Annotated in this window: 24 protein-coding genes and 1 tRNA gene; 9 read left to right on the top strand and 16 right to left on the bottom strand. The window is 72.7% G+C overall.

Going from position 1 to position 26151, the window contains the following annotated elements:
• Positions 1-51: 51 nt before the first annotated feature.
• The 4 genes from mshC to ACY0MR_RS28875 form a co-directional block, all read right to left on the bottom strand.
• On the bottom strand, positions 52-1281 hold the full coding sequence (gene mshC, locus ACY0MR_RS28890) for a cysteine--1-D-myo-inosityl 2-amino-2-deoxy-alpha-D-glucopyranoside ligase (RefSeq protein WP_388804529.1): 1230 nt from the start codon (positions 1279-1281) through the stop codon (positions 52-54).
• Positions 1282-1440: 159 nt separating this feature from the next.
• On the bottom strand, positions 1441-2247 hold the full coding sequence (locus ACY0MR_RS28885; RefSeq protein ID WP_388804526.1) for an SCO1664 family protein: 807 nt from the start codon (positions 2245-2247) through the stop codon (positions 1441-1443).
• Positions 2244-2834 (bottom strand): DUF3090 domain-containing protein, encoded by a 591-nt coding sequence (locus tag ACY0MR_RS28880; RefSeq protein ID WP_388804523.1) that lies wholly within the window; start codon positions 2832-2834, stop codon positions 2244-2246. Before ACY0MR_RS28880 ends, ACY0MR_RS28885 begins: the two co-directional genes overlap by 4 nt.
• 68 nt (positions 2835-2902) lie before the next feature.
• Complete coding sequence (locus tag ACY0MR_RS28875; protein ID WP_473556183.1) at positions 2903-3592, bottom strand: histidine phosphatase family protein; 690 nt, start codon at positions 3590-3592, stop codon at positions 2903-2905.
• Between the two features lie 94 nt (positions 3593-3686).
• Between ACY0MR_RS28875 and corA the strand changes: the two genes are divergently transcribed.
• On the top strand, positions 3687-4679 hold the full coding sequence (corA, locus tag ACY0MR_RS28870; RefSeq protein ID WP_473561913.1) for a magnesium/cobalt transporter CorA: 993 nt from the start codon (positions 3687-3689) through the stop codon (positions 4677-4679).
• Between the two features lie 36 nt (positions 4680-4715).
• Here the strand turns inward: corA and ACY0MR_RS28865 are convergent, their stop codons facing one another.
• Together ACY0MR_RS28865 and ACY0MR_RS28860 are read right to left on the bottom strand one after the other, a co-directional pair.
• Positions 4716-5501, bottom strand: a complete 786-nt coding sequence (locus tag ACY0MR_RS28865) for a ferritin-like domain-containing protein (RefSeq protein ID WP_361858954.1) — start codon at positions 5499-5501, stop codon at positions 4716-4718.
• A 311-nt stretch (positions 5502-5812) separates the two neighbouring features.
• Entirely contained in the window at positions 5813-6862 is a 1050-nt protein-coding gene (locus tag ACY0MR_RS28860) for an LLM class F420-dependent oxidoreductase (protein ID WP_388804754.1), read from the bottom strand.
• 130 nt (positions 6863-6992) lie between these two features.
• On the opposite strand from ACY0MR_RS28860, the gene ACY0MR_RS28855 reads away from it, so the two are divergent.
• Together ACY0MR_RS28855 and ACY0MR_RS28850 are read left to right on the top strand one after the other, a co-directional pair.
• Positions 6993-7970 (top strand): aldo/keto reductase, encoded by a 978-nt coding sequence (locus ACY0MR_RS28855; protein ID WP_361858946.1) that lies wholly within the window; start codon positions 6993-6995, stop codon positions 7968-7970.
• Positions 7967-10321 (top strand): helix-hairpin-helix domain-containing protein, encoded by a 2355-nt coding sequence (locus tag ACY0MR_RS28850; protein ID WP_473556181.1) that lies wholly within the window; start codon positions 7967-7969, stop codon positions 10319-10321. The genes ACY0MR_RS28855 and ACY0MR_RS28850 overlap by 4 nt, the downstream gene beginning before the upstream one ends.
• A 126-nt stretch (positions 10322-10447) precedes the next feature.
• On the opposite strand, the gene ACY0MR_RS28845 is transcribed toward ACY0MR_RS28850, so the two are convergent.
• Positions 10448-11137, bottom strand: a complete 690-nt coding sequence (locus ACY0MR_RS28845) for a hypothetical protein (protein ID WP_473556178.1) — start codon at positions 11135-11137, stop codon at positions 10448-10450.
• Positions 11138-11184: 47 nt separating this feature from the next.
• On the opposite strand from ACY0MR_RS28845, the gene ACY0MR_RS28840 reads away from it, so the two are divergent.
• Positions 11185-11373, top strand: coding sequence for a DUF5703 family protein (locus tag ACY0MR_RS28840; protein WP_073915128.1), 189 nt, complete (start codon positions 11185-11187; stop codon positions 11371-11373).
• Positions 11374-11495: 122 nt separating this feature from the next.
• Here ACY0MR_RS28840 and ACY0MR_RS28835 read toward each other — a convergent pair whose 3' ends face one another.
• The 3 genes from ACY0MR_RS28835 to ACY0MR_RS28825 all read right to left on the bottom strand — a co-directional run bounded on the left by ACY0MR_RS28835 (position 11496) and on the right by ACY0MR_RS28825 (position 14220).
• Positions 11496-12383, bottom strand: coding sequence for a chaplin (locus tag ACY0MR_RS28835; RefSeq protein ID WP_473556175.1), 888 nt, complete (start codon positions 12381-12383; stop codon positions 11496-11498).
• Positions 12384-12523: 140 nt separating this feature from the next.
• Positions 12524-12757 carry a chaplin ChpH gene (gene chpH / locus ACY0MR_RS28830; protein ID WP_030315925.1) on the bottom strand — a complete coding sequence of 78 codons (234 nt, stop codon included), beginning with the start codon at positions 12755-12757 and terminating at the stop codon, positions 12524-12526.
• A gap of 128 nt (positions 12758-12885) precedes the next feature.
• Positions 12886-14220 (bottom strand): M20/M25/M40 family metallo-hydrolase, encoded by a 1335-nt coding sequence (locus tag ACY0MR_RS28825; RefSeq protein ID WP_361863032.1) that lies wholly within the window; start codon positions 14218-14220, stop codon positions 12886-12888.
• 208 nt (positions 14221-14428) lie between these two features.
• Here ACY0MR_RS28825 and ACY0MR_RS28820 point away from each other — a divergent pair.
• A tRNA-Leu gene (locus ACY0MR_RS28820) sits at positions 14429-14516 on the top strand.
• 76 nt (positions 14517-14592) lie between these two features.
• Positions 14593-15519 (top strand): pseudouridine synthase, encoded by a 927-nt coding sequence (locus ACY0MR_RS28815; protein ID WP_388804503.1) that lies wholly within the window; start codon positions 14593-14595, stop codon positions 15517-15519.
• On the opposite strand, the gene ACY0MR_RS28810 is transcribed toward ACY0MR_RS28815, so the two are convergent.
• The 4 genes from ACY0MR_RS28810 to ACY0MR_RS28795 form a co-directional block, all read right to left on the bottom strand.
• Entirely contained in the window at positions 15503-16132 is a 630-nt protein-coding gene (locus ACY0MR_RS28810; protein ID WP_473556171.1) for an MBL fold metallo-hydrolase, read from the bottom strand. The genes ACY0MR_RS28815 and ACY0MR_RS28810 overlap by 17 nt on opposite strands.
• Positions 16132-17217, bottom strand: a complete 1086-nt coding sequence (locus ACY0MR_RS28805; protein WP_388804497.1) for an S-(hydroxymethyl)mycothiol dehydrogenase — start codon at positions 17215-17217, stop codon at positions 16132-16134. The genes ACY0MR_RS28810 and ACY0MR_RS28805 overlap by 1 nt, the downstream gene beginning before the upstream one ends.
• A 121-nt stretch (positions 17218-17338) precedes the next feature.
• Positions 17339-18796: an amino acid permease gene (locus ACY0MR_RS28800; protein WP_361856820.1), complete on the bottom strand. Its 1458-nt coding sequence runs from the start codon at positions 18794-18796 to the stop codon at positions 17339-17341.
• A 211-nt stretch (positions 18797-19007) separates the two neighbouring features.
• A complete protein-coding gene (locus ACY0MR_RS28795; RefSeq protein WP_055603653.1) occupies positions 19008-19709 on the bottom strand; it encodes a FadR/GntR family transcriptional regulator in 702 nt (233 codons plus the stop codon).
• A gap of 157 nt (positions 19710-19866) precedes the next feature.
• Here ACY0MR_RS28795 and ACY0MR_RS28790 point away from each other — a divergent pair, with 157 nt between their 5' ends.
• The 3 genes from ACY0MR_RS28790 (at position 19867) to ACY0MR_RS28780 (ending at position 22371) form a co-directional block, all read left to right on the top strand.
• Complete coding sequence (locus ACY0MR_RS28790; protein ID WP_473556167.1) at positions 19867-20394, top strand: gluconokinase; 528 nt, start codon at positions 19867-19869, stop codon at positions 20392-20394.
• An 85-nt stretch (positions 20395-20479) separates the two neighbouring features.
• Positions 20480-21877, top strand: a complete 1398-nt coding sequence (locus ACY0MR_RS28785) for a GntT/GntP/DsdX family permease (RefSeq protein ID WP_388804489.1) — start codon at positions 20480-20482, stop codon at positions 21875-21877.
• A 53-nt stretch (positions 21878-21930) separates the two neighbouring features.
• The gene (locus tag ACY0MR_RS28780) at positions 21931-22371 is read left to right on the top strand and encodes an ASCH domain-containing protein (RefSeq protein WP_388804486.1); all 441 of its coding nucleotides are present in this window, start codon (positions 21931-21933) and stop codon (positions 22369-22371) included.
• On the opposite strand, the gene ACY0MR_RS28775 is transcribed toward ACY0MR_RS28780, so the two are convergent.
• Together ACY0MR_RS28775 and ACY0MR_RS28770 are read right to left on the bottom strand one after the other, a co-directional pair.
• The gene (locus ACY0MR_RS28775; RefSeq protein WP_473556163.1) at positions 22359-25718 is read right to left on the bottom strand and encodes an NACHT domain-containing protein; all 3360 of its coding nucleotides are present in this window, start codon (positions 25716-25718) and stop codon (positions 22359-22361) included. The two genes, ACY0MR_RS28780 and ACY0MR_RS28775, sit on opposite strands and share 13 nt — an antisense overlap.
• Positions 25715-26137, bottom strand: coding sequence for a hypothetical protein (locus ACY0MR_RS28770; protein ID WP_473556162.1), 423 nt, complete (start codon positions 26135-26137; stop codon positions 25715-25717). Before ACY0MR_RS28770 ends, ACY0MR_RS28775 begins: the two co-directional genes overlap by 4 nt.
• Positions 26138-26151: the final 14 nt, after the last annotated feature.

Here is a 26151-nt window from a genome sequence, read left to right as displayed (position 1 = left end):
GTGAGAAGTCCGGGGGCGGTCGCCCGAAGGGGAGTCGTGCGGTGCCGTCCGCTACAGGGCGACGCCCAGCAGGGCGTCGACGGCGCGGGAGACGAGTCCCGGGGCGGAGTCGTCCGTGCCGCCCCCGGCCGTCTGGAGCGCGGCCCAGCGGTCGACCGCGGCGAGCGCGGTGGGGGTGTCGAGGTCGTCGGCCAGGGCGTCGCGGAGCTCCTCGACGAGCGCGTCGGCGGACGGTCCGTCGGGGCGCGAGACGGCGGCACGCCAGCGGTCGAGCCGCTCCACGGCGTCCTGGAGGACCTGGTCGGTCCACTCCCAGTCGTCGCGGTAGCGGTGCGAGAGCAGCGCGAGCCGGATGGCGGCCGGGTCGACGCCGTCGCGGCGGAGCTTCGAGACGAAGACCAGGTTGCCCCGGGACTTGGACATCTTCTCGCCGTCGAGGCCGACCATGCCGGCGTGGACGTACGCCTTCGCCATGGGGAACTCGCCGGTGAGGGTCTGGGCGTGGGAGGCGCCCATCTCGTGGTGCGGGAAGATCAGGTCGGATCCGCCGCCCTGCACGTCGAATCCCATGCCGAGGTGGTCGAGGGCGATCGCGACGCACTCGATGTGCCAGCCGGGGCGGCCGGCGCCGAGGCTGCCGCCGTCCCAGCTCGGCTCGCCCTCGCGGGCGGCCATCCAGAGCATCGGGTCGAGCGGGTTCTTCTTGCCCGGACGGTCCGGGTCCCCGCCGCGCTCGGCGGAGAGGTGGCGCATCAGCTCGGTGGTGTAGTTCGAGACCTGTCCGAAGTGCGGGTCGGCGTCGACGGAGAAGTAGACGTCCCCTTCGAGCTCGTAGGCGGCCCCGGAGTCCCGGAGGCGCTCGACGAGCGGGACGATGCCGGGTATGGCCTCGACGGCGCCGACGTAGTGCTGCGGGGGCAGCATCCGCAGGGCGGTCATGTCCTCGCGGAACAGGGCGGTCTCCCGCTCGGCGAGGCCGACCCAGTCGACGCCGTCGCGGATCGCGCGCTCCAGGAGCGGGTCGTCCACGTCCGTGACGTTCTGGACGTAGTGCACCTGCCGCTTGGTGTCGAGCCACACGCGCTGAACGAGGTCGAACGCGTTGTAGGTCGCCGCGTGACCCATGTGGGTCGCGTCGTACGGCGTGATGCCGCAGACGTAGATACGGGCGACGGGGCCGGGGGCGAGGGTCACTCGTCCGCCGGTCGCGGTGTCGTGGATCCGGAGGTCGCGGCCCTTGCCGGGAAGGGCGGGGACCTCAGAAGCGGGCCAGGCATGCATGACCCGAGCGTAACCGGACAGGTGTTCCGGATACGAACCGGATCCGGGATCTTGACCTATTAGGCGGTCTTGCGGGTCGGAGGCGTGCGTGTATACCCCCCAGGGGTGCACGGCCCCGGAAGGGCCTCTCCCAGGGATGGCCGAAACTTTTCGGTCTGGTCAGACCGGCGGCCAGGGGATGGCCGGCCACTGCCCCGAGGGCTCGGGGTGCCGTCCCGAACTCCGCAGCGCCGCCACGCGCCCGCGTACGGCCGCCACCTCGGCCTCGGTGAGCAGTTCCGCCAGACGGGTGGCGAGCGGCTCCCCGGGGGCCAGGGAGCGGTCGAGCGCGCCGAGCACGTCGGCCGCCTCGGCGGGCAGCTCCTCGCCCGCCCAGCCCCACAGCAGCGTGCGCAGCTTGTCGTCGACGTGGAAGGTGACCCCGTGGTCGATGCCGTACAGGTGGCCCCCGGGAGCCGGCAGCAGGTGGCCACCCTTCCGGTCGGCGTTGTTGATGACGGCGTCGAGGACGGCGAGCCGCCGCAGTTCGGGGGTGTCCGCGTGGACGAGCAGCGCGGTGCGGTCCTCGTCCACCTGGGCGGGCCCGACGGCCTTCCAGCCCTCGCCGGCCTCGTCGTCCTCGGTCAGGGCGAGCAGGCGCGCGCCGGGGTCGGCCTCGATCCAGAGCTGGACCATGCCCTCCCCGTACGGCCCGTCGCGGAGGACGGTCGGCGGGACCAGGCCCCAGCCGGTCGCCTCGGAGATCTCGTACGCGGCGACCTCGCGGCGCGCCAGGGTCCCGTCGGGGAAGTCCCACAGCGGCGCCTCGCCGGCGACCGGCTTGTACACGCAGGCCGCCTCCCTGCCCTCGTACGCGACGGAGCAGTACAGGACGGCGTTGGAGGCCTCGCGGACCCGGCCGCGGACGGTCAGCTCACCGCGGGCGAGCAGCTCGGCGTCCCGCGGCCTCGGGGGGCTGCTGCTCATGCTCCGCGGCGGTATCCGTTCTGGCGCGGGCAGACGTGGCCCTCGGGGTCGAGCGGCAGGCTGCACAGCGGGCAGGGCGGGCGGCCGGCGTTGACCACGTCCAGGGCCCGCTTCGCGAAGGCGCGGGCCTGGGCGCCGCTGAGGCGGACCCGGAGCATCGGCGGACCGTTCTCCTCGTCCTGGAGCAGCCGCTCCTCGGCCTCGGCGAGGTCCTCCTCGGAGTCCGCGTCGAGCTCGACGAGCGCCTGCGCCTCGACGATCATGCGCTGCTCCTCGCCGTCCCAGGCGAGCGCCATGGTGCCGACCCGGAACTCCTCCTCGACGGGGACGTCGAGGGGGGCGGTGTCGGCCACCTCGGCGGGCGCGACGGCGGGGACCGGGGCGTTGCCCCCGGTGCGGCGGACGACCTCGTCGAGGAGTTCGTCCATCCGCTCGGCGAGCGCGGCGACCTGGGTCTTCTCCAGGGCCACACTGGTGACCCGGCCGGCGGCGGACGCCTGGAGGAAGAACGTACGGCGGCCAGGCAGCCCGACCGTACCGGCCACGAAACGCTCCGGTGGGTCGTAGAGGAACACCTGACGGGACACGTTTCCCGGCTCCCTTGCGTCTCGACAGTCGTACTACGGCGGCGCGTCCACCCTACTGCGCGAAGGGATCACGGTGCGCCCGCACCACCACCGACCTCGGCGGTCCCCGTGCCGTCCGGGTGCTCGCGCGGCGCGAAGCCGGCGAAGTCGCCGGTGTCGCCGAGGCGGACGAGGAAGGGACGCAGGCGCGTGTAGCGGATGACGGTGACCGAGCAGGGGTCGACGTGGAGGCGCTGGAAGAGGTCGAGGTGGAGGCCGAGGGCGTCCGCCACCACGGACTTGACGATGTCCCCGTGCGAGCACATGACGTAGGCGGCGTCCTCGCCGTGCTCGGCCTCGATCCGCGCGTTCCAGTCGTGGACCGCCTCGACGGCGCGGGCCTGCATGGCGCGCATCGACTCGCCGCCGGGGAAGGCGGCGGCGGAGGCGTGCGCCTGGACGACCTCCATCAGGGGTTCGTCGTTGAGCTCGGCCAGCTTCCGGCCGGACCAGTCGCCGTAGTCGCACTCGTTGATCCGGTCCTCGACGTGCAGCGGGAGGCCGGGACGGGCGTCCAGGAGGGGCCGTACGGTCTGCCGGCAGCGCTGGAGGGGGCTGGAGACGACGGCGGCGAGGGGGACGTCCGCGAGCCGTCCGGGGAGCGCGGCGGCCTGCGCGGCGCCGCGCTCGTCGAGGGAGATCCCGGGGGTGCGCCCGGCGAGGACCCCGGAGGTGTTGGCGGTGGAGCGTCCGTGCCGGACGAGGATCAGCGTGGCCATGGCGGCCAGCCTAGGCGGTGCCGGGAGGTGCCCGACGGGTCCCCGGCGGGCCCCGGGAGGGGCATGGATGCGTCGCGAGCCCGTTCGAGGGAGAATACGGCGCGTGATCGTGGACTCAGCCATCTACCGGGACGGGCGCCGTACGGACGGCCCCGCCGACCTCTCCGACGCGCTCGACGAGGCGCGGGCCACGGGGGACGCCTTCCTGTGGGTGGGGCTCCACGAGCCGACGGAGGCGGAGTTCGAGCACGTCGCCTCGGAGTTCGCCCTCCACCCGCTGGCCGTCGAGGACGCCCTCAAGGCCCATCAGCGGCCCAAGCTGGAGGTCTACGACGACTCGCTGTTCGTGGTGCTCAAGCCGGTCGTCTACGAGCCGGAGAGCGACCGGGTCTCCTCGGGCGAGCTGATGGTGTTCATGGGCGACTCCTTCGTGGTGACCGTCCGGCACGGCGAGGGCGCCCCGCTGGCGCAGGTGCGCAAGCGGCTGGAGGCCGACCAGGAGGTCCTGAAGCACGGGCCGACGGCGGTGCTGTACGCGGTGAGCGACGCGGTCGTGGACCACTACCTCGACGTGGCGGGTGAGCTCCAGGTCGACCTGGAGGAGCTGGAGGCGGACGTCTTCGCCCCCACCGGCGGCAATCCCTCGAACACGGCGGAGCGGATCTACACGGCGAAGCGGCAGGTCCTGGAGTTCCGCCGGGCCGCCGGGCCGCTCTCCGGGCCGATGGCCCGGCTCACGGGCGGTTCGGTGCCGTTCGTCAACGAGCGGTCGCAGCCGTTCTTCCGGGACGTCAACGACCACCTGCTGCGCTCCAACGAGCAGGTGGAGGGCCTCGACCGGCTCCTGTCCGACGTCCTCTCGGCCCATCTCGCGCAGATGGGAGTGCGGCAGAACGACGACATGCGGAAGATCTCGGCGTGGGCGGCCATGGCCGCGGTGCCCACGATGGTCGCGGGGATCTACGGCATGAACTTCGACCACATGCCGGAGCTGCACTGGACGGCCTCGTACCCGGTGGTGATCGTCGTGATGGCGGGCATCGTGGTGGCGCTGTACCGGCTGTTCAAGCGGCGCGGCTGGATGTGAGCGGAGGGGCCCGCCGTGCGGCGGGCCCGGACGCGGTCAGAAGGCGGGCGCGGGGGTCGCGGGCCCGCCGAGGGCGTCGAGTCGCTCGGGCATCTTCAGGCCGACCATCCGGTGCCAGCCGGCCGCGCGCTCCCAGGCGTACATCCCGTGGATGCCCGCGGCGAGGACGGCGGCCTTGGGCCGGGGCCAGTGCAGGATCCGCCCCATGTGCGCCATCACGGCGAGGCTGACGTCGCGGTAGACCCCGATCTCGACCAGGGCGGACTCGCGCAGGGTCCGCTGGATGAGCCGGCCGTGCCCCGCGCGCGCGAGGCGCAGCAGTTCCTCGTGGCAGTAGGCGAGGTGGTTCGCCTCGTCGTTGTCGATCATGTGGATGGCCTTGCCGAGTTCGGGATGGCTCCCGAAGTACGTGACGAGCATGTCCATCTGGTCGGCGGCCCGCTGCTCGGTGACCCGGCTGTGGGCGAGGTAGACGATGATGTCCTCCTCGCTCAGCGGCTCCTCGCGGCGCAGCTTGTCGTGCGCGAGGCCGATGCCGCGCTGTTCGAGCAGCATCGTGTAGTCGGTGTCGGGCGGCACCGGGACCGGCTCCAGGCCGCGCTTCTTCATCAGCGCGTTGAAGATCCGGCCGTGCTTGTCCTCGTCGGCGCCGTGCCGGGTGATCTTGGGGGCGAGGTCCCTCATCCCGGGGGCGACGAGCGCCGCGATCCGGCCGTTCTCCCAGCCGCCCTGGGTCTCGCCGCTCGCCGCGATCGAGCAGAAGAGCCGGAAGGACTCGTCGTTGTCGATGATTTCCTGGAACAGGCCCTTGGCCGTGAGCATCGCCGCCACCTCCGTGCGCAAGTCCGCACTCCGTCCGGCCCCCGGGACAACGAGTCAAATGCGCTCCGCCGCCCGGGGCAACAGGAGGGCCGGGCGACTCGGCCGAAAGAGTGAGTCCGGAGGGCGTAACCGCGGGGCCCGCGGAGCCGTTGTGCAGCGTGACGGCCGTGGCGGGGAAGACCCCCGAGCCCCCACCACGGCCGCAGACCACCTCACGCGGACCGCGCTCACCTCCCCCGGGGCCCTCGCCCGGCCGCGCCGGAATCCGCCCGCCCTGGCCCCCGCCGCGGGCCGGGCGGGCGGTCCGTGCGTCACGCGAGGCCGGCGCGCTCCATGGCCTCGACGCCCGCCCGCAGCGCCGCCACCCGCTCGTCGAGGGTGAAGCCGGCCGGGGCCAGGGTCAGGGTGGTGACCCCGGCCTCCGCGTAGGCCGTCATCCGCTCGGCGATCCGCTCCACCGGGCCGAGCAGCGAGGTCTGGTCGATCAGGCTCTGCGGCACGGCCGCGGCGGCCCCCGTCTTGTCGCCGGACAGGTACTTGTCCTGGATCTCGGCGGCCTCCTTCTCGTACCCCATGCGCTGCGCGAGCTGGTTGTAGAAGTTCTGCTTGCGGCTGCCCATGCCGCCCACGTACAGCGCGGTGTACGGACGGAACACGTCGGCGAGGGCGTCGACGTCCTCGCCCAGGGCCAGCGGGACGGTCGGACAGACGTCGAAGCCGTCCATCGTCAGGCCGGCCTTCTCGCGTCCGGCGCGGATGTGCCGGAGCGCCGTCTCCTCCAGGTGCGCGGCGGAGGGGAAGATCAGCAGCGCGCCGTCGGCGATCTCGCCGGTCTGCTCCAGGTTCTTGGGACCGATCGCCGCGATGTAGAGCGGGATGTGCTCGCGCTCCGGGTGGACGGTGAGCTTGATGGGCTTGCCGGGGCCGCCGGGCAGCGGCAGGGTCCAGTGCTCGCCGTCGTAGCTGAGGCGCTCGCGGGTCATCGCCCTGCGGACGATCTCGACGTACTCGCGGGTGCGGGCGAGCGGCTTGTCGAACTTGACGCCGTACCAGCCCTCGGAGACCTGCGGTCCCGAGACGCCGAGGCCGAGGCGGAAGCGGCCGCCGGTGAGCGAGTCGAGGGTGGCGGCCGTCATGGCCGTCATGGCCGGCTGGCGGGCCGGGATCTGCATGATCGCGGAGCCGACGTCGATGCGCTCCGTCTTCGCCGCGACCCAGGCGAGCACGGTGGGCGCGTCGGAGCCGTAGGCCTCGGCGGCCCAGCAGACGTCGTAACCGAGGCGGTCCGCCTCCTGAGCGACGGCGAGGTTGTCGCCGTCCATGCCCGCACCCCAGTAGCCGAGGTTGATGCCGAGCCGCATGTCCACGCACCCCTTACCCATCGGTAACGTCCTTGTGGGCGGGACTCTAGCGCGCGGCCGGGGCGGCCGTCAGGACGCGGTTGTCCACAGGCTCTCTCCGCGTGGTGCCCTGGCCAGTAATCTCGCGGCCATGGAGCAGAGGCATCTCGGACGTACGGGCCTGCGTGTGTCGCGCATCGGACTCGGCACCCTCACCTGGGGCCGGGACACCGACGAGCACGACGCCGCCGAGCAGTTGAAGTCGTTCTGGGACGCGGGCGGCACGCTCGTGGACACCGCCGACGTGTACGGCGGGGGCGAGGCGGAGTACCTGCTCGGGCGTCTCATGGAGCGGCTGGTGTCCCGGCAGGACCTGGTGCTGTCGACCAAGGCGGGCAGCGTCCCCGACCCCGACCGGCGCACGGACGGCTCGCGCGGCCACCTGCTCGCCGCGCTCGACGCCTCCCTCGCCCGGCTCGGCACGGACCACGTGGACCTGTGGCAGCTGCACGCCTTCGACCCGTACACGCCGCTGGAGGAGTCGCTCCAGGCCCTCGACATCGCGGTGCGCAGCGGGCGCGCGCGGTACGCGGGGGTGGCCAACTTCTGCGGCTGGCAGCTCGCCAAGGCGGGCACCTGGCAGCTCGGCGGGGACCGGACCCGGCTCGCGGGGGCTCAGCTGGAGTACTCGCTGCTCCAGCGGGGCGTGGAGCGCGAGGTCCTGCCGGCGGCGCAGGACCTCGGGATAGGCCTGCTGCCCTCCTCCCCGCTGGGCCGCGGGGTCCTGACGGGCAAGTACCGCGGCGGGACGCCGTCCGACTCGCGCGGGGCGTCGGAGACGATGGCGCCGTTCGTGGAGCCGTACCTGGACGATGCCGCGAGCAGGATCGTGGACGCGGTCGCGACGGCGGCGGAGGGCCTGGCGACGACCCCGCTGCACGTGGCGCTGGCCTGGGTCCGCGACCGGCCCGGGGTGACCGCGCCGATCGTCGGCGCGCGCACGGCGCGCCAGCTCGCGGCCGCGTTGTCGGTGGAGACCCTTAGTCTTCCTGACGAGATCTGTCGGGCGCTGGACGATGTGTCGGCGCCCGTGCACCGCTATCCGGATCACGACTGGAGCACCTTGTGACCGAGCCTGCCGGGGAGACCGCGCCCGAGGCACCCGAGGACGGGGCACCCACCGACGACGTACGGGGGGACGTACGCGAGGGAGCCGCCGAGCCGGCGGCGCCGGAGGCGGCCGAGGAGCCGGCCACGGCCGAGGAGTCCGCGGTCGGCGGGGAGCCGCCGGCGGACGGGGGTGTCGCATCCGCCGGGGAGCCCGGCGTCGCCGACGAGGCGGCCGCGACGGACCGGGCGGACGGACCCGCCGGGGACCATGCGTCCGAGTCCTCGGACGAGGCCGCCGGGGACGCCCCGGAACAGCAGTCCGGCAGCCCCGGGGCTGCCGGGGACGGGACGGCGGAGGCGACCGGGGGGTCGGCTGAGACCGCGGCCTCCGACACGCCCGAGCTGAGCGACGCGCAGGCCGAGCTCGCCGCGCAGCGGGAGCTGCGGGCGAGAATCGAGGCGCGGAAGGCCGAGAAGGAGGGGCCCCTGGCGAGCGGCGCCAAGCTGAGCGGCACGGCGGCCGACCTGCTGGCGGCCGTCCGGGCCGTGGAGGGCGGCAAGGCCTCCGGCAGCACGTTCTACGAGGCCCCCGAGCCCGCGCCCCGCCGGACCGCCCCCGAGGCGACCTCCGCGATGACGGTGCGTCCGCCGGTCCCCGCGCAGGCGTCCGCACCGGCCCCCGGCACGACCGCCGCCGTCCGGGAGGTGCTGGCCAAGGGCGGTGCGCCCGAGGCACTGGCCGGGCAGGTCGCGGCCGTTCTCGGCGAGGGCGCGGCGCAGGCCCTGCTGGACGACCCCTGGCAGCTGCTCGCGGTCTCCGGGGTGCGCCCCGAGCAGGCCGACGGCTTCGCCCGGGCCCTGCTCGGAGCGGAGTGCGGGCCCGACGACCCGCGCCGGGCGGTCGCCCTGACCGTGTGGCTCCTGGAGCGGGCCGCGCTCCAGGGCCACACGGCGCTGGAGATCGACACCGTGCGCGCCGGGCTCGCCGGGCACGCGGTGCCCGATCCCGGAGCGGGCGTCGAGGAGGCGGTGTCCGCGGGCGCGGTGCTCGTCTTCCAGGAGGAGACGGCCGAGGAACCGCCCGGGGAGGACGAGGAGGAGCAGGAGGCCGCCGGGGCGGCCGCCGAGGGGCCCGCCTCGCCGGTGCTGCTCGGGCTCGACCGGTACGCGCTCGCCGAGGAGAGCCTCGCGGACGGACTGGCCCGCCTCGTCCGGACGGCGACGGCCGACACCTGGGAGGGCTCCGAGCTCGAACGGGCCGCCGGGGCCCACGGACTCGTCCTGCACACCGGTGGCGAGGCCTCCCGCGCCGAGCCGGTCGCCCTGGCCGCGGACGCCCGCGGGCGGGGACTGCGCGCCCTGGTGGCCGTCCACGCGGACGCCGGCCGGCGCGCGCTCGGCCCCGCGGGGGCGGACGCGGTCACGGTCGCCGCGCTGCTCTCCGGAGCCGCCGGTCCCGGCCGCGACGAGGAGGGGGCCTTCGCGCTGGACCTCCTGGTGGTGCTCGACGCTCCGCAGCTGGACGTGGAGACCGCCGCGATGCTCGTCGAGTCGCTGCCCGACGGCTGCCGTCTGGTGCTGGGCGGAGACCCGGGCGTCCTCGGTGCCCCGGGAGCGGGCCAGGTCTTCGGCGACCTGCTCGCGGCCCGGGTGTGCCCGCGGATCGCCTCGCGCCTGCCCGATCCCGGGCCGCTCGGCGAGCTGGTGTCGGGCATCGGCGCCGGCGAGCTGAACCAGGTCGAGGCCCCCGGCAAGGAGATCGTGATCGTCCCGGTGCGCGACGCCGGCGAGGCCGTGCACCGCACCGTCCAGCTGGTCGCCGACTCGGTGCCGCGGGCGATCGGGGTGCCGACCGACCAGACCCAGGTGGTCACGGTCGGGCACGGCGGCTCCGCGGGTACCCGCGCCCTCAACACCGCGCTGAAGCAGCGGCTGAACCCCGGCCCCGGCCGCTTCGGCGGTTTCGACCCCGGGGACCGGGTCGCGTACGCGGAGGTGCCGGGGCGGACGGTGACCGGCACGGTCCTGTCGGCCGACGCCGAGGGGCTGCGGCTCCGCTGCGGCGACGCCGAGGTCCTGGTACCGAAGGAGCGGGTGGAGGCGTCGCTGCGGCACGGCTGGGCGGTCACCGCGCACCAGGCGGCCGGGGTGCGCTGGCCCGCGGTGGTCGTGGTGCTGCCGGGCGACGCCGCCGGCGGCCTGAGCAGGCCGTGGGTGTACACGGCGTTCGGCCGCGCGGAGCGGCATCTGTCCGTCGTGCACGGTGTCGACCAGGCGCTGCCGCGCGCGGTGGCCGAAGGGACGGCCCCGGAGCGGACGACCCGGCTGCGTCCGCTCCTGGAGGCGCTGCTCGCCGTGCCCGAGGAGTAGGACGCGGGGCGCCATGCGTCCGGGGCGGACGCGGAACGGCGGAGGGCCGGGACACCGATCGTGGTGTCCCGGCCCTCCGCCGTCTCCCCGCGTATCGCGCTCCCCCGAGGCTCCCCCGAGGCTCCCTCAGGGAGCGCCTGCCCCGGCCTCCCGACCGATGTCGGCGTCCTCCGCCTCGTCGGCGTCTTCGGCGTCTTCGAGATCGTCGTCGAAGACGGAGCTGACGTCGAAGCGGCAGACGATCCGCTCCGGATCGGCCTGCTCGAAGGGGGCGTTGAGCCACTCCCCCGGTTCCGGCAGTTCCTCGGCCGCGGTGACCCACAGCGTGGAGTCGCCCTCCTCCAGGCCGAACTCCTTGTGCCGGGAGGCGATCTCGTCCGGTTCGTACTCGCCGAAGAGCACCCCGAGGGCGGCGAGCGGCGAGACCCCGGCCCGGGCACCGGGTCCGGTGGGGTCGGCACCGCCGTCGACCTCGGCGACGCGGCGGGCCTGGGCGAGCAGGCGCTTGGGCTCCGCGACGGCGTAGTCGCGGCGGATCAGGAGGCTGAGCGCGTGCGGTGCGTCGGGCCCGGCGTACGGCGGCAGTGCGCCGTCCGCGCCGGGGATCTCGAAGGGGGTGACCTCGTCGTACCGGTCGTAGAGGAGTTCGTCGTACGCCTCGGCGGCTCCGGCGAGGGCGTTGAAGGCTTCGTAGACGGCCGGGTCGTCGTCACCCGTGCGGCGTTCGACCGCCGTGAGGTGACGGTCCAGTGCGGCTTTGACCGCCTCGGCGGCGGCGCGTACCTCGGCAGCGGTGGGCTGCGCAGCATCAGACATGGGACGCACGCTATCCGTAGCGGGCCCGTGCCCGCACAATAGATGCGATGCCGGAATACGAATTTGTCGACGTGTACGTGCCGCGCGGTGTCTCCCGCAAGGAGGCGACGCGCCTGCTGACCGACCATGCCGAGTACGGACACTGGGAGTTGGACCGTCTCACCCTGCACCGGGACGGAAGCCGCAGAGTGCGGCTGAAACGGCGGATCATCCGCCAGGTCCGCGCGACCTGGTAGCGCGACGAGAAGGGGCCCCGCGGTGTGCGGGGCCCCTCTGCGTGGTGCGCCGGCCGCGGCGCCGCCCGGCCCGGATCACCGTCAGGATGTCCGGTCGGCGGGGCGTCGGGGGGCGCCGCGGGTCAGGCGGCGCTGCGGGTGCGGCGGTAGATCAGCGAACCGGCGAGCAGCAGGCCCGCACCGGCGGGGACGATCACGCCGAGCGGACCGGAACCGGTCTCGGCGAGCTCCTCGACGGCACGCGGCGGGGTGCCGTGCGCACCCGGGGTGTTCGGACCGTTCTCGCCACCGGGCGTACCGGGCGTACCCGGGGTTCCCGGAGTACCGGGCGTGCCCGGAGTACCGGGGTTGCCGGGGTTGCCGGGGTTCCCAGGGTTACCCGGATTCCCAGGGTTCCCAGGGTTACCGGGGTTACCGGGGTTACCGGGGTTACCCGGGTTGCCAGGGTTACCCGGATTCCCAGGGTTACCCGGATTCCCGGGGTTGCCAGGGTTACCCGGATTCCCAGGGTTACCCGGATTCCCAGGGTTACCGGGATTGCCCGGGTTCCCCGGGTTCCCGGGATGCGTCGGCTCGATGCCGTTGCCGCAGGTGCTGCCCGCCGCGGCGTTGCCCAGGCCGACGCCCGTGATGCTGTTGCCGCACACGTTGACCGGGACGTCGACGGGCACCTGGACGGTGTTCCCGGAGCCGACGCCCGGGGAGTTGCCGGTGTGTCCGCCGGCGGAGGACCCGCCGCCCGGCTTGCCGGGCTTCCCCGGCTTGGAGGTGTTGGCGCACTTGTTGCCCATCGCCGGATTCAGCAGTCCGACGACGTTGACGGTGTTTCCGCAGGCGTTCACCGGTACGTGGACCGGGACCTGGACGGAGTTCCCGGACGCGACGCCCGGGGAGTTGGCGGCCGCGCCGTTCGCAGCGGAGTCGGCGTGCGCGTAACCGCCGCCGACCGCGGCGAAGACGCCGCCGGCTGCCGCAACGGTGATCAGACCCTTGCGCGTGACCTGTCGCATAGTTCGTTCCCTGCCTGCTCGGCTTCGAAAGAGTGCCACCGGGTGGAACACCCGGGGCGGAAATGGCCACCGGCCCCGGAGTGCATGGCACGCACTCCGGGGCCGGACCGGCTCACACCCTCACGGGGCGAGGCACAACGTCAGGCGTTGACGCAGGTGTTGCCGAAGGCGGGGTTCAGCAGCCCGATGACGGAGACCGTGTTGCCGCACACGTTCACGGGAACGTGAACCGGCACCTGGACGACGTTGCCCGAGAGGACACCGGGAGAACCGATGGCCGCACCCTGGGCACCCGAGTCGGCAACGGCCATGCCCGCGCCCGCGAGAACCAGACCGCCAGTGGCAGCCGCAGCAGCGACGACCTTCTTGATCATTATTCCTCCTAGTTGGAAATGCGGTCCCAGCCGCGGACCGCACCACCTGTAACGAGGGGGAATGGTGGGGGCTACGAGCCCCCGTGTTCATTCACTCTTTCCGGTCACATGCAAACGCGCGGTCGAATTCAGCAGGCGTCGATGAAACGGTCCAGGACCCGGGCGCCGAACTTCAGGCCCTCCACCGGGACCCGCTCGTCCACCCCGTGGAACATGCCGGCGAAGTCGAGCTCCGGGGGCAGCTGGAGCGGGGCGAAGCCGAAGCAGCGGATGCCGAGGTCGTCGAAGGACTTCGCGTCGGTGCCGCCAGAGAGCATGTACGGCACGGCCCGGGCGATCGGGTCCTCGGCGCGCAGCGCCAGCTGCATGGCGTCGACCAGGGCTCCGTCGAAGCTGGTCTCCAGGGCCTTGTCGCCGTGCACGTCCTCGCGCTTCACGTTCGGCCCGAGGATCCGGTCGAGGTCGGCGAGGAACTCCTGCTCGTAACCGGGCAGGAAGCGGCCGTCGACGTGCGCGGTGGCCTGGCCGGGGATGACGTTCACCTTGTAGCCGGCGCCCAGCATCGTCGGGGCGGCCGAGTTCCGCAGGGTGGCGCCGACCATCTTGGCGATGCCGCCGAGCTTGGCGAGGGTGCCGTCCATGTCCTCGGGGTCGAGGGGGGTGCCCAGGGCGTCGGAGAGCTCGTCCAGGAACGAGCGCACGGTCTTGGTGACCCGCACCGGCCACTGGTGGCGGCCGAGGCGGCCGACGGCCTCGCACAGCTCGGTGATGGCGTTGTCGTCGTTGGTCATCGAGCCGTGGCCGGCCGTGCCCTCGACGGTCAGGCGCATCCAGTGCATGCCCTTCTGGGCGGTCTCGACCAGGTAGAGCCGCAGGTTCTCGTTCACCGTGAAGGAGAAGCCGCCGACCTCGCCGATCGCCTCGTCGACCCCGTCGAAGAGGTCGCGGTGCTTGTCGACCAGGTGCCGGGCGCCGTAGGTGCCGCCGGCCTCCTCGTCGGCGAGGAAGGCGAGGACGATGTCGCGCGGGGGCTTGCGGCCGCTGCGCAGCCGGTCCCGGACGACCGCGAGGGTCATCGCGTCCATGTCCTTCATGTCGACGGCCCCGCGGCCCCAGACGCAGCCGTCGGCGATCTCCCCGGAGAAGGGGTGGTGGGTCCAGTCCTCGGCGTTGGCCGGGACGACGTCGGTGTGGCCGTGGATGAGCAGGGCGGGCCGCGAGGGGTCCTCGCCCTCGATGCGGGCGACGGTGGAGGCCCGCCCCTTGTGCGACTCGATGATCTGCGGTTCGAGCCCGACCTCCGCGAGCTTCTCGGCGATGTACTCCGCCGCCGCGCGCTCGCCGGGCCCGGAGTGGTCCCCGTAGTTGCTGGTGTCGATGCGGATGAGGTCGCGACAGAGGTCCACGACCTCGTTCTCGGCGGTCCCGGCCGCGCCGTTCCGGCTCGTGTTCGACTCGCTCACGCTGCTTCCTCCCACTACGTGCCCCACGTGGTTGCTTCGGTCCTCGCTCCATCCTCCCGCGCGCCCCCCTTCCCGCCCAAGGGCGGCCCCCGGCCGACATGCGGCTGTCACATGACGGGGGCCACCCGGGGTGGTGATCCGCCACCCCGAATGTTTGCTATGGTTTTCCTCGTCGGAAGGGCCCAGCGGCCAGGACGGCAGACACCTTGTCCGGGTGGCGGAATGGCAGACGCGCTAGCTTGAGGTGCTAGTGCCCTTTATCGGGCGTGGGGGTTCAAGTCCCCCCTCGGACACCACACGGAAGTCCCGGTCGATCTCATCGACCGGGACTTTCCGCATGCGTACGTGTACCTGCGGTCACGAGGCGGAACGGTGAGAGGGAGAGCGAAGGCGCCGGTGGCGCCGCTGCCGCAGCGGGACGGGGTCGATCCCGTGCGGCTGCGGCTGCCGGAGGATCCGGACGGTGCCTGGGCGACCGTGCGGGAGCACCTGCTCCACCGGTACGGGGCGGCCGTCGGGGCCGGGCGGGTCGAGGAGATGCTCGGCGCGGGGCGGTTCGTCGGGGTCGACGGGCCGGTCGCCGCGGACGACCCGTACACCGCGGGCCGGTACGTCTGGTTCCACCGGGACTTCCCCGCGGAGGAGCCCGTGCCGTTCCCGGTCGGGGTGGTGTACCGGGACGAGCGGATCGTCGTCGCGGACAAGCCGCACTTCCTCGCCACCATGCCGCGGGGCCGGCACGTCACGGAGACCGTGCTGGCGCGGCTGCGGCGGGAGCTGGACCTGCCGCGGCTCCAGCCCGCGCACCGGCTCGACCGGCTCACGGCGGGCCTGGTGCTGTGCGTCGTACGGCCGGAGGACCGGGGGGCGTACCAGACGCTGTTCCGTGACCGGCTGGTGCGCAAGGAGTACGCCGCGGTGGCGCCGTACGACCCGGCGGTGGCGCTGCCGGTGACGGTGCGGAGCCGGATCGAGAAGGAGCGCGGGGTGATGGCCGCCCGGGAGGTGCCGGGCGAGCCGAACAGCGAGAGCCGGATCGCGCTCGTGGAGCGGCGGGGCGGGCTCGGTCTGTACCGGCTGGTGCCGGAGACCGGGCGGACGCACCAGCTGCGGGTGCACATGAACGCGCTCGGGCTGCCGATCCTGCACGATCCGGTCTATCCGGTGGTGCGTGAGGACGGGCCGGAGGACTTCCGGCGTCCGCTGCAGCTGCTGGCGCGGACGCTGGAGTTCACCGACCCGTTCACGGGTGCGCCGAGGCGGTTCGGGAGCCGGCTGGCCCTCAGTGGCCTCGGTTGATCCACTCCTGGAGGTGGGGGGCCTCGGCTCCGATCGTGGTGCTGTCGCCGTGACCGGTGCGGACCACCGTCTCCGGCGGGAGGGTGAGGAGCTTCCCGCGGATCGAGTCGACGATCGTCGGGAAGTCCGAGAAGGACCGGCCGGTGGCGCCGGGGCCGCCCTGGAAGAGGGTGTCGCCGGTGAAGACCGTGCCCAGGTCGGGGGCGTACAGGCAGATGCCGCCGGGGGCGTGGCCGGGGGTGTGCAGGACCGTGAGGTCGGTGCCGGCGATGGTGAGGACCTGGCCGTCGGCGAGGTCGCCGTCGGGGCTGTGGTCGGGGTGGGTCTGCTTCCACAGCGGCTGGTCGGCGGGGTGCAGCAGGATGCGGGCGCCGGTGGCGGCCGCGAGCGCCGGGGCCGCGTCGATGTGGTCGTTGTGGGCGTGGGTGCAGACGATGGCGCGCAGGGCGCGGCCGTCGAGGGCGGCGAGGATGGCCTCGGCGCCGTGGGCGGCGTCGATGACGATCGCCTCGGTGTCGTCGCCGACGATCCAGACGTTGTTGTCGACGTCCCAGGTGCCGCCGTCGAGGCTGAAGGTTCCGGAGGTGACGACGTGGTCGATGCGGGCGGCCATCAGAAGACCACCACCGAGCGCAGGACGTCGCCCTCGTGCATGCGGCCGAAGGCCTTCTCGACGTCGTCGAGTCCGATGGTCTCGGTGACGAAGGCGGAGAGGTCGATGCGGCCCTGCTGGTGCAGGTCGACGAGCATCGGGAAGTCGCGGGAGGGCAGGCAGTCCCCGTACCAGGAGGACTTGAGCGAGCCGCCGCGGCCGAAGACGTCGAGGAGGGGGAGTTCGAGCTTCATCTCGGGGGTGGGGACGCCGACGAGGACGACGGTACCGGCGAGGTCCCGGGCGTAGAAGGCCTGCTGGTAGGTCTCGGGGCGGCCGACGGCCTCGATGACCACGTCGGCGCCGAAGCCGCCGGTGAGCTCGCGGATCGCCTCGACGGGGTCGGTGGAGCGGGAGTTGACGGCGTGGGTGGCGCCCATCGTGCGCGCCGTCTCCAGCTTCCGGTCGTCGATGTCCACGGCGATGATCTTCGCGGCTCCGGCGAGGCGGGAGCCGACGATCGCCGCGTCGCCGACGCCTCCGCAGCCGATGACGGCGACGGTGTCGCCGCGGCCGACCTCGCCGGTGTTGATCGCGGCGCCGATGCCGGCCATGACGCCGCAGCCGAGGAGGCCCGCGACCTCGGGGGCGACGGCGGGGTCGACCTTGGTGCACTGGCCGGAGGCGACGAGGGTCTTCTCGGCGAAGGCGCCGATGCCGAGGGCCGGGGACAGCTCGGTGCCGTCGAGGAGGGTCATCCGCTGCGCGGCGTTGTGGGTGTCGAAGCAGTACCAGGGGCGGCCGCGCAGACAGGCCCGGCACTGGCCGCACACGGCGCGCCAGTTGAGGATCACGAAGTCGCCGGGCTCGACGTCGGTGACGCCCTCGCCGACGGTCTCGACGATTCCGGCGGCCTCGTGGCCGAGCAGGAAGGGGAACTCGTCGTTGATCGCACCCTGCTTGTAGTGGAGATCGGTGTGGCAGACGCCACAGGCCTGGATCTTCACGACGGCCTCGCCGGGGCCGGGATCGGGGATCACGATCGTCTCGACGCGTACCGGTTCGTTCCTGCCGGGGGCGATGACCCCCTGGACGTGCTGCGGCATCGCGAACTTCCCTTCCTCCGACCGGATCTTGTAAGGCTCTTGCGTACCACTATCTCCTGACAAAAGGCGAGACCCCCGCAGGCCGTGCCTGCGGGGGTCTCGCCGTTCCCGTGGGGGAGGGTCAGTCGCGGGTGGCCGCGGCGGTCGCGCGGACCCGCTTGCGGACCAGGAACCAGCCGGCGACGAGGGCGGCCGCGATGAGCGGGAGGCAGTTGACGGTGGTGCGGCTGATGCCGCCGTCCATCCACATGAGGACGAGGACGGAGCCGAGGAAGACCAGGGTCACGATCTGGGTGTACGGGGCCCAGGGCAGCTTGTAGCCGGGGCGGTTCAGACGGCCCTCCTGGGCGTTGCGCCAGAACAGGAGCGAGCAGACCATGATCATGGCCCAGGTGCCGATGATGCCGATGGAGGCGAAGTTGAGGACCAGTTCGAAGGCCTCGCCGGGCATCACGTAGTTGAGCGCGACGCCCATGACGCCGAAGGCGGCCGTGAGCAGGATGCCGCCGTAGGGGACGCCGCCCTTGTTCATGACGCCGGTGAACTTCGGCGCGGAGCCGGAGAGCGACATGGAGCGCAGGATGCGGCCGGTGGAGTAGAGGCCCGAGTTGAGGCTGGAGAGGGCGGCCGTGAGGACGACGAGGTTCATCACGCCGGCGGCGCCGGGGATGCCCAGCTTGTCGAAGACGGTGACGAAGGGGCTCTGGTCGCCGGAGTACGCGGTGTACGGGAGGATCAGCGCGAGCAGGACGACGGAGCCGACGTAGAAGAGGCCCACGCGCCACATGATCGAGTTGATCGCCTTCGGCATGATCTTCTCGGGGTTCTCGGTCTCGCCGGCGGCGACGCCGCACAGCTCGACGGAGGCGTAGGCGAACACGACGCCCTGGATGAGCAGCAGCATCGGCATCATGCCGTTGGGGAAGATGCCGCCGTTGTCGGTGATGTTCGCGAGGCCCGGGGTGCTGCCGCCGACGTCGTGCGAGGTCACGATGAGGAAGATGCCGACCAGCATGAAGGCGACGAGGGCGCCCACCTTGATGATCGCGAACCAGAACTCCATCTCGCCGAAGTACTTCACGGAGATGAGGTTGGCGGCGAGGACGACCGCGAGGGCGATCAGCGCGAGGATCCACTGCGGGACGTCGCTGAACATCGACCAGAAGTGGGCGTAGGTCGCGGCCGCGGTGATGTCGGCGACGGCGGTGGTCGACCAGTTGAGGAAGTACAGCCAGCCGGCCGTGTAGGCGCCCTTCTCGCCCATGAACTCGCGGGCGTAGGAGACGAAGGCGCCGGACGAGGGGCGGTAGAGCACGAGCTCGCCGAGGGCCCGCACGACGAAGAAGGCGAAGACGCCGCAGACCGCGTACGCGATGAAGAGGGAGGGGCCCGCCTGGGCCATCCGGCCGCCGGCGCCCAGGAAGAGGCCGGTGCCGATCGCGCCGCCGATGGCGATCATGTTGATGTGGCGGGACTTGAGGTCCTTGCGGTATCCGGCGTCGCCGGCGTCGACGTGGGGGGCGGCCGGGTTCGCCTTGGCGGCGGACAGCGGGTCGGCCGCGATGACGCGGTCACTCATGGACTGGTTCGCCTTCGTGAGGGGGCTGTGCGGTACCCGGCCGTGCCTGGTGGGGGGTGTCCCCGGCACGGCCAGCGCACATCCTCACGGCAAGGTGCGGCAGCTGACTGTGGCCCATGTCACTGAACGCCCATATTTGAGCTAGTTCAGAGCTTTACCGGCGCTTTACGGCACGGTGGAGGGGCGTTCGGGCGGGGTTCGCCGACACCCCTCAGGGGGCGAGGACGTCCAGCTCCTGGAGGGCGCCGACCGCGATCTGCCGGGTGAGCTCCTCGGCGCGGGCCGCGTCCCGCTCCCGGACGGCCTCGGCGACCTGCACGTGGAGGGTGACGGCGGCCGGGTCGGGGTCCTCGAACATCACGTGGTGATGGGTGCGGCCGGTGAGGACCTCGGCGACGACGTCGCCGAGGCGGGCGAACATCTCGTTCCCCGAGGCGTTGAGCACGACCCGGTGGAAGGCGATGTCGTGGACGAGGTACTCCTCCAGGCGGCGGCCGCGGGAGGTGGCGACCATGCCGAGGGCGTGCTCGGTGAGTTCGCGGCACTGCTCGGGGGTGGCGTTCTCGGCGGCCAGGCCGGCGGCGACGGGCTCGACGGCCGAGCGGAGCACGGTGAGCGAGCGGAGCTGGCGGGGGCGGTCGGCGCCGGCCAGCCGCCAGCGGATGACCTGGGGGTCGTACACGTTCCAGCTGGCGGTCGGGAGGACGGTCACGCCGACGCGGCGGCGGGACTCGACGAGGTGCATGGACTCCAGGACGCGGACGACCTCGCGGACCACGGTCCGGGACACGTCGAAGCGCTGGGCGAGCTCGTCGGTGCGGAGCACGGTGCCGGGCGGGTACTCCCCCGCGGTGATCGCGAGACCCAGGGTGGCGAGGACGTGCGAGTGGAGCCCCTGGGCCGGTGTCGTCATGGCGACAAGCCTATGCGCGCCCGCGGGGACGATCACCTCGATCAATCCCCGCGATTAAAAGTACTACTTTTATGTCACAGCTTCTTGAATACGTCGTACCCAATGGGTTTCATGGGCGCGACGGATCGATGTCGAAGAAGACAGCGAGGCAGTACCCATGAACTCCACCCTCCGGCCTGGGACGCGGGCCGTCATCGTCGTGATGGGCGTCGCCGGGACCGGCAAGACCACGATCGGTCCGCTGGTCGCGGAGGCCCTCGGGCTCCCCTACGCCGAAGGCGACGACTTCCACCCGGCGGCGAACGTGGCCAAGATGTCGGCGGGCACCCCCCTGGACGACCGCGACCGCGAGCCCTGGCTGGACGCCATCGGCGCCTGGGCGCACGACCGGGCCGGGCTCGGCGGCGTGGTGAGCAGCTCCGCGCTGAAGCGCGGCTACCGGGACCGGCTCCGCGCCGCCGCCCCCGGTGTCGTCTTCCTCCATCTGACCGGCGACCGGGAGCTGATCGAGCAGCGCATGGCGGCCCGCAGGGGCCACTTCATGCCGACGGCCCTCCTCGACTCCCAGTTCGCCACCCTGCAGCCGCTGCAGCAGGACGAGGCCGGTGTCGCCGTCGACGTGTCCGGCACCCCCGAGGAGATCGCCGCCCGGGCCGCGGCCGCGCTGCGCGGCCTCGCCGGCTGATCCCCCGCTCCCCCGCCGTCCCAGCCCCGCTCCCCCGCCGTCCCAGCCCCGCTCCCCCGCCCCCGCTCGTACGAAGGACACCACCGTGACCAGTCTCAGCGTCGAGATCCTGGCAGCGGACGCCGCCGAACCGATCACCTCGGCAGGCAACGCCCAGCTCGGCATCGCCGTCCTCGCCGGCATCGCCGTCATCGTCCTGCTCATCACCAAGTTCAAGCTGCACGCGTTCCTGGCGCTGACCATCGGGTCGCTCGCCCTCGGCGCGTTCGCCGGTGCGCCGCTCGCGGACACCATCAAGTCCTTCACCACCGGCCTCGGCAACACCGTCGCCGGCGTGGGCGTCCTGATCGCCCTCGGCGCGATCCTCGGCAAGCTGCTCGCGGACTCGGGCGGCGCCGACCAGATCGTCGACACCATCCTCGCCAGGGCGAGCGGGCGGGCCATGCCGTGGGCCATGGTCCTGATCGCCTCGGTGATCGGTCTGCCGCTCTTCTTCGAGGTCGGCATCGTGCTGCTGATCCCGGTGGTGCTGCTCGTCGCCAAGCGCGGCAACTACTCGCTGATGCGGATCGGCATCCCGGCCCTCGCCGGCCTCTCCGTGATGCACGGCCTGATCCCGCCGCACCCCGGCCCGCTCGTCGCGATCGACGCCGTCGGCGCCAACCTGGGCGTCACCCTCGCCCTCGGTCTCGTCGTGGCGATTCCGACCGTGATCATCGCCGGCCCGGTCTTCTCCCGGTACGCGGCCCGCTGGGTGGACATCCCGGCCCCCGAGAACATGATCCCGGTGCGCCCCTCCGAGGACCTCGAGAAGCGCCCCGGCTTCGGCGTCACCGTCGCGACCGTGATGCTGCCCGTCGTCCTGATGCTGGTGAAGGCGCTCGTCGACATCGTCGTCGACGACCCGGAGAACGGCGTCCAGAAGGTCACGGACGTCATCGGCTCCCCGCTGATCGCCCTGCTCGCGGCCGTCATAGTCGCGCTGTTCACGCTGGGCCGCGCCGCCGGCTTCAGCAAGGAGCGGCTGTCCTCGACCGTCGAGAAGTCCCTCGCCCCGATCGCCGGCGTGCTGCTGATCGTCGGCGCGGGCGGCGGCTTCAAGCAGACCCTGATCGACATCGGCGTCGGTCAGATGATCCTGGAGTTCTCCGAGGACTGGTCCATCCCCGCCCTGCTGCTCGCCTGGCTGATCGCGGTCGCGATCCGGCTGGCGACGGGCTCCGCGACGGTGGCGACGATCTCGGCCGCGGGCCTCGTGGCCCCGCTGGCGGAGGGCATGTCGACGACCGAGGCGGCCCTGCTCGTCCTGGCCATCGGCGCGGGTTCGCTCTTCTTCAGCCACGTCAACGACGCCGGGTTCTGGCTGGTGAAGGAGTACTTCGGCATGACCGTCGGGCAGACGGTGAAGACCTGGTCGGTGATGGAGACGATCATCTCGGTCGTGGGCATCGTGTTCGTGCTGCTGCTGTCGCTGGTGCTGTAGCCGGCGCGTCCGACACGGCTCGGGGGCCGGTCGTGGCTGACAGACTGTCGGCCATGACCGGCCCCCACGCGCTCAAGCCCTTCCTCCTCGCCTACCCCGGCCCCCTGCGGGACCGGCTCGTCGCGGCGGTGCTCTCCGGCGAGAAGACCGCCACGACGGGGCTCCTCGTGGAGTACGAGGTCGAGAACGAGGAACTGCCGGAGGCGGGCGAACGCTCGGCGCTCATCGACTCGGACGGTCGCGAGGTGGCGGTCGTGGAGGTCACGGAGGTGGAGGTTTTGCCCCTGGGCGACGCGGACCTGCGGCTCGCGCTCGGCGAGGGCGAGGGCTATCGCTCGGTCGCGGAGTGGCGCGCGGGCCACGAGAGCTTCTGGCACGGCGAGGAGATGCGCGAGGCGCTCGGCGACCCGGAGTTCGTGGTGGACGAGGAGACGGTGCTGGTCGTGGAGTGGTTCAAGGTGGTGGAGCGGCTGAAGGCGGCTCAGGGGGACTGAGGGGCGAGGACAATGAGCAGCGCTTCGGCGAGGTCGCGGATCCTCTGGTCCTCGGACCCGGTCGCCCGGCGGACGAGCGGGAGGAGCGCGGGGTCGTCGCGACGGAGGTCGGCGAGGATGCGGAGGGCGATGAGCCGCACCGACGGATCGGTGTCGTGGACGAAGCGGTCATGGGCGACGGCGGCGAGCTCGGGACCGGAGCTCAGCGCCCGGAGACTGTCCAGGGCCGCGAACCGTATGCCGCCGTCCTCGGCGTGCACGGCCTGGCCGAAGACCAGGCGCGCCGCCTCGGCGTCGTCTCCGTACGTGGTCAGCAGGTGGAAGAAGGCCACCTCCCGGCCTCCCTCGTCGGGGTGGGTCCGGGCCCGGTCGACGACCAGGTCCCGGGCGAGCTCGCGGTCCAGCTCCACGAGCCCGTTCAGAGCCTGGTTCTGGACCGAGGAAATCGGATCGTTCCGCACCCGGTCGAGCAGGACACCTCTGACGGCCGCGTCGTCCGCGACGTGCGTCACATAGAGCCGGAGCGCGGTCTCCCGGACCCAGCGGGACTCGTCATGCGCCAACCTGTGAGAAAGCAGTTCCACGGCCGACGGATCCAGGGCGACGCCCTCGGCCAGACAGCGGAGGGCCGCCCTGCGGACCTCGCTGTCCGGGTGGGCGGACAGCTCGTGCAGGAGCGCGTGGGCGTCCGGGGCGTCGGAGCCGATCTGCCGGACGGCGTTGATCGCCGCGGCCACGACCTCGGGGCTCTCGTCGGTTCTCATCCGCTCCTGGACGAAGGCGCGGACGGCCGGCTCGTCGCCGGCCCGCGCCGCCACGGCGGACAGCGCCGTGGCCCGAAGTCCGGGGTCGGGGTCCGCAAGGGCCTCCCGCAGGAGTTCCAACGCCCGCGCCCCGTCCTCGGTGTGCGCGACGAGCGGGCGCACGGCCTGTCGGCGGACGTAGGGGTCGGGGTCGTCGATCAGACGGGCGAGCTCGGCACGTGCCTCGGGGCTGTCGGTCCGGCGGTCCTGCAAACACTGGAGTGCCGCGACCCGCACCCGCAGGTCGTCGTCCGCCAGCTGCTCGACGGTGATTCGGGCCGCCCAGTCCGGGTCGACGTCCTCCGCGCCGGCCAGGTGTCCCAGGAGGGCCGCTCGCGCGTCGGCGTCCGGGCCCGCGCGCAGGCAACGGCCCACCAGCTCCATGGTGGCCGGATCCCGGCCCGTGGAGCGGACGAGCAGGCGGGCGGCCCCGAGCCTCGCCATCATGTCGTCACTGGTCAGGAAGGTCTGCGCGAGGTGGGCGGCGTGGGGCAGCGCTCCCCCGCCCCGGAGGCACAGAAGGATGTCCGTGGCGAGCTGGTCCGTCGAGTTCAGCGAGAGGGACCAGTCGTCGTAGGCCCCCTCGTCGAGCCGCCACACCTCGTGCCAGCGTGCGTACGCCTCCCTGCCCGCCCAGTCGTCCCCGAGGGCCGCCAGCGCCGGGCCGAGGGACTCCACGTGTGCGTAAGGGTAGAAGAGGCCAACGCCCAGCACTCTGGCGCACTCGAAGAGCCGGATCACCGTCCGGACCGTGGCCGCGCTCTGCGGGGCCAGCACCCCCAGCCGGCGTACCTCGGCGAGACAGCGGGCCACGAAGGCCACTTCGGCGAACGCGTCGTCGCGGCGGGAGCCCAGCGGCACCGCGATCGCCCGCGGCGCCAGCAGCCGGTCAAGGATTCCCGCTACGAACCGTTCGTCCAGCAGCCCCACCAGCAGCAGCAGGATCTCGTGCCACGTCGGGTCGTGGACCTTGTCCGCGAAGAGGTTCTGGAGGTCCTCCTCCGACAGGCTTCGTTCGTGGTTGAAGCGGTGGGCCAGGTCCGTCGCCGCCAGGTACTCCAGGAACGTGCGGTGGACGAAGCCGTAGATCTCGCCGCCGTAGCGGCTGAGGACGAAGTTGCGGTGGCGGAACTGGTCCAGCATCACGCGGGCCGCCGTCGCCGCGCGGTCCGGTGGGAGGGCGTAGCGGTCCCTCAGGTACTCCTCGAAGCTCTTCAAGAGGTCCGGGCCCGCTATGTGGTTGCCGGAGATGCCGCCGTGGCCCTCCTGCATCTGCCGCGCGATGAGCCGCAGGAGTTCGCGCTTGTCCTCGGGGCCGAGGTACGGGAGGTGTTCCTCGACCTGCCGGTCCCTGAGGTACTTGCTGGGGTCCCAGTGCTCCACCAGGACGTCGACGGCGTGCTCGTACACCGTCCGCCGGTCGCGCGGGAGTTCGCGGCGGCGGCCGATGATGGCGAGGATCGTGAGGATCAGGGGGTTGCCCGCGAGCTCGCGGACGGAGGTCGACGCGTCGACGGCCGTCGTGACGCGTTCGATCAGCCGCCGGGCCTGGTCCGGGTCGCCCGGGCAGGCCAGGGCGAACCACTGCTCCGCGAACGCGCCGATCTGTTCCCGGTCGAGGTCCTGGAGCATGAAGTCGGTGAAGCCCGCGCCGTCCAGGACGGCCCGCTGGTAACCGTAGCCGCGTGAGGTGACGACGATCCTCGCCCGCGGGTGGCGGGCGGCGAAGCCGGCGATGCGGCGGGTGACCGCGTCCCTGACGTCCTTCTCGAAGAGCTCGTCGAGGCCGTCGAAGAGGACGAGGGCGCGGTACGGGCCCTCCCCCGCCAGGACCGCGGTCAGCGTCTCCGGCGGGAGGCCGAGGCCCTCCGTCGTGTACTGGTGGGCCAGGAAGTCCTCGAAGGTCCGCTCGCGCCAGGCGGGCTGCGCGTACTCGCGGAGTTCGACGATCAGCGGGAGGGTGCCGTGCAGTGCCGCGAGGCCGGGGGGCGGCTCGGGGGAGGTGAGGACGAGGGCCAGGTAGCGGGCCAGGGTGGACTTGCCGGAGCCGGGGTGTCCGAGCAGGACCACCCGGTCGTGCTCGGGGCGGACCAAGACGTCGAGAACGGGCAGCGGTGGCCGGTCCCGGTAGGCGCGGCGGACGCGGTCGACGGTCTCGCGGTCGATGCCGGGCGGCAGGTCGTGCAGCTCGGCCTCGGCCGGGTCCATGAGGCGGCGCAGGAGTTCCTGGGGCAGTTCCACGGGCGGCGGGTCGGCCCGTACGGACTGGGGGACGAAGACGTCCCGCAGGTGCAGGACCGGGCGCTCGTCCTGTTCCCGGAGAGGGGTGAGGACCTCCAGGTCGAGACGGCCGTAGCGCTGGCGGACGCGGGTGGCGTAGGCCTCACGGGCCGACTCGATCTCCGGCGGTCCGGGCTGGGGCGGGACGGGCGCGAGCGTGACGTGGACGTTGCCCTGGACGCCGCTGATCTGGGTGAGGGGGCCCTGGACGGTGGCTCCCGGCGCCGACTGGCGTGCCGTCCAGCGCTTGAAGAGGCCCTTCACGGCGTCGGGGAGGTCGGCGGTTCGACGCGGACCGAGCCGCCCACCCCGTCGATCTGGTGCAGGTCGCCCGCCGTCCGGGCGCCGTGGGCCGACTGCGTTCCGCCGCCCTGCCCCTCCGTGGGGGCGCCGGCGGGGGTGGGCGGGGTGCCCGTGCCGCCGCCGGTCCTGATCACCACGTCCCCGGTGACGTTCCTGATCTGGTGCAGCGATCCGCCGGTCGTGGCCCGGTCCGCCGACTGGGCGGCGGGGCGGTTGAACAGGCCGAACGCGGTCAGTGCGAAGCCCGCCACCGTGAAGAACAGACTCAGGACGCTGCTCCACTTGTCGGCGGCGTCCAGACCCTGGAGGACGAGGAAGGCGGCCAGGCCGCCCAGGGCCAGGAACCCGCCAACGGCGATGAGCATTACACGTCTTGTCACACCGTCATCTTGCC

Source organism: Streptomyces sp. JN8 (genome assembly GCF_055808075.1).
Note: the sequence above shows the minus strand (reverse complement) of the source record. Positions and strands in the feature narration are given on the sequence as shown.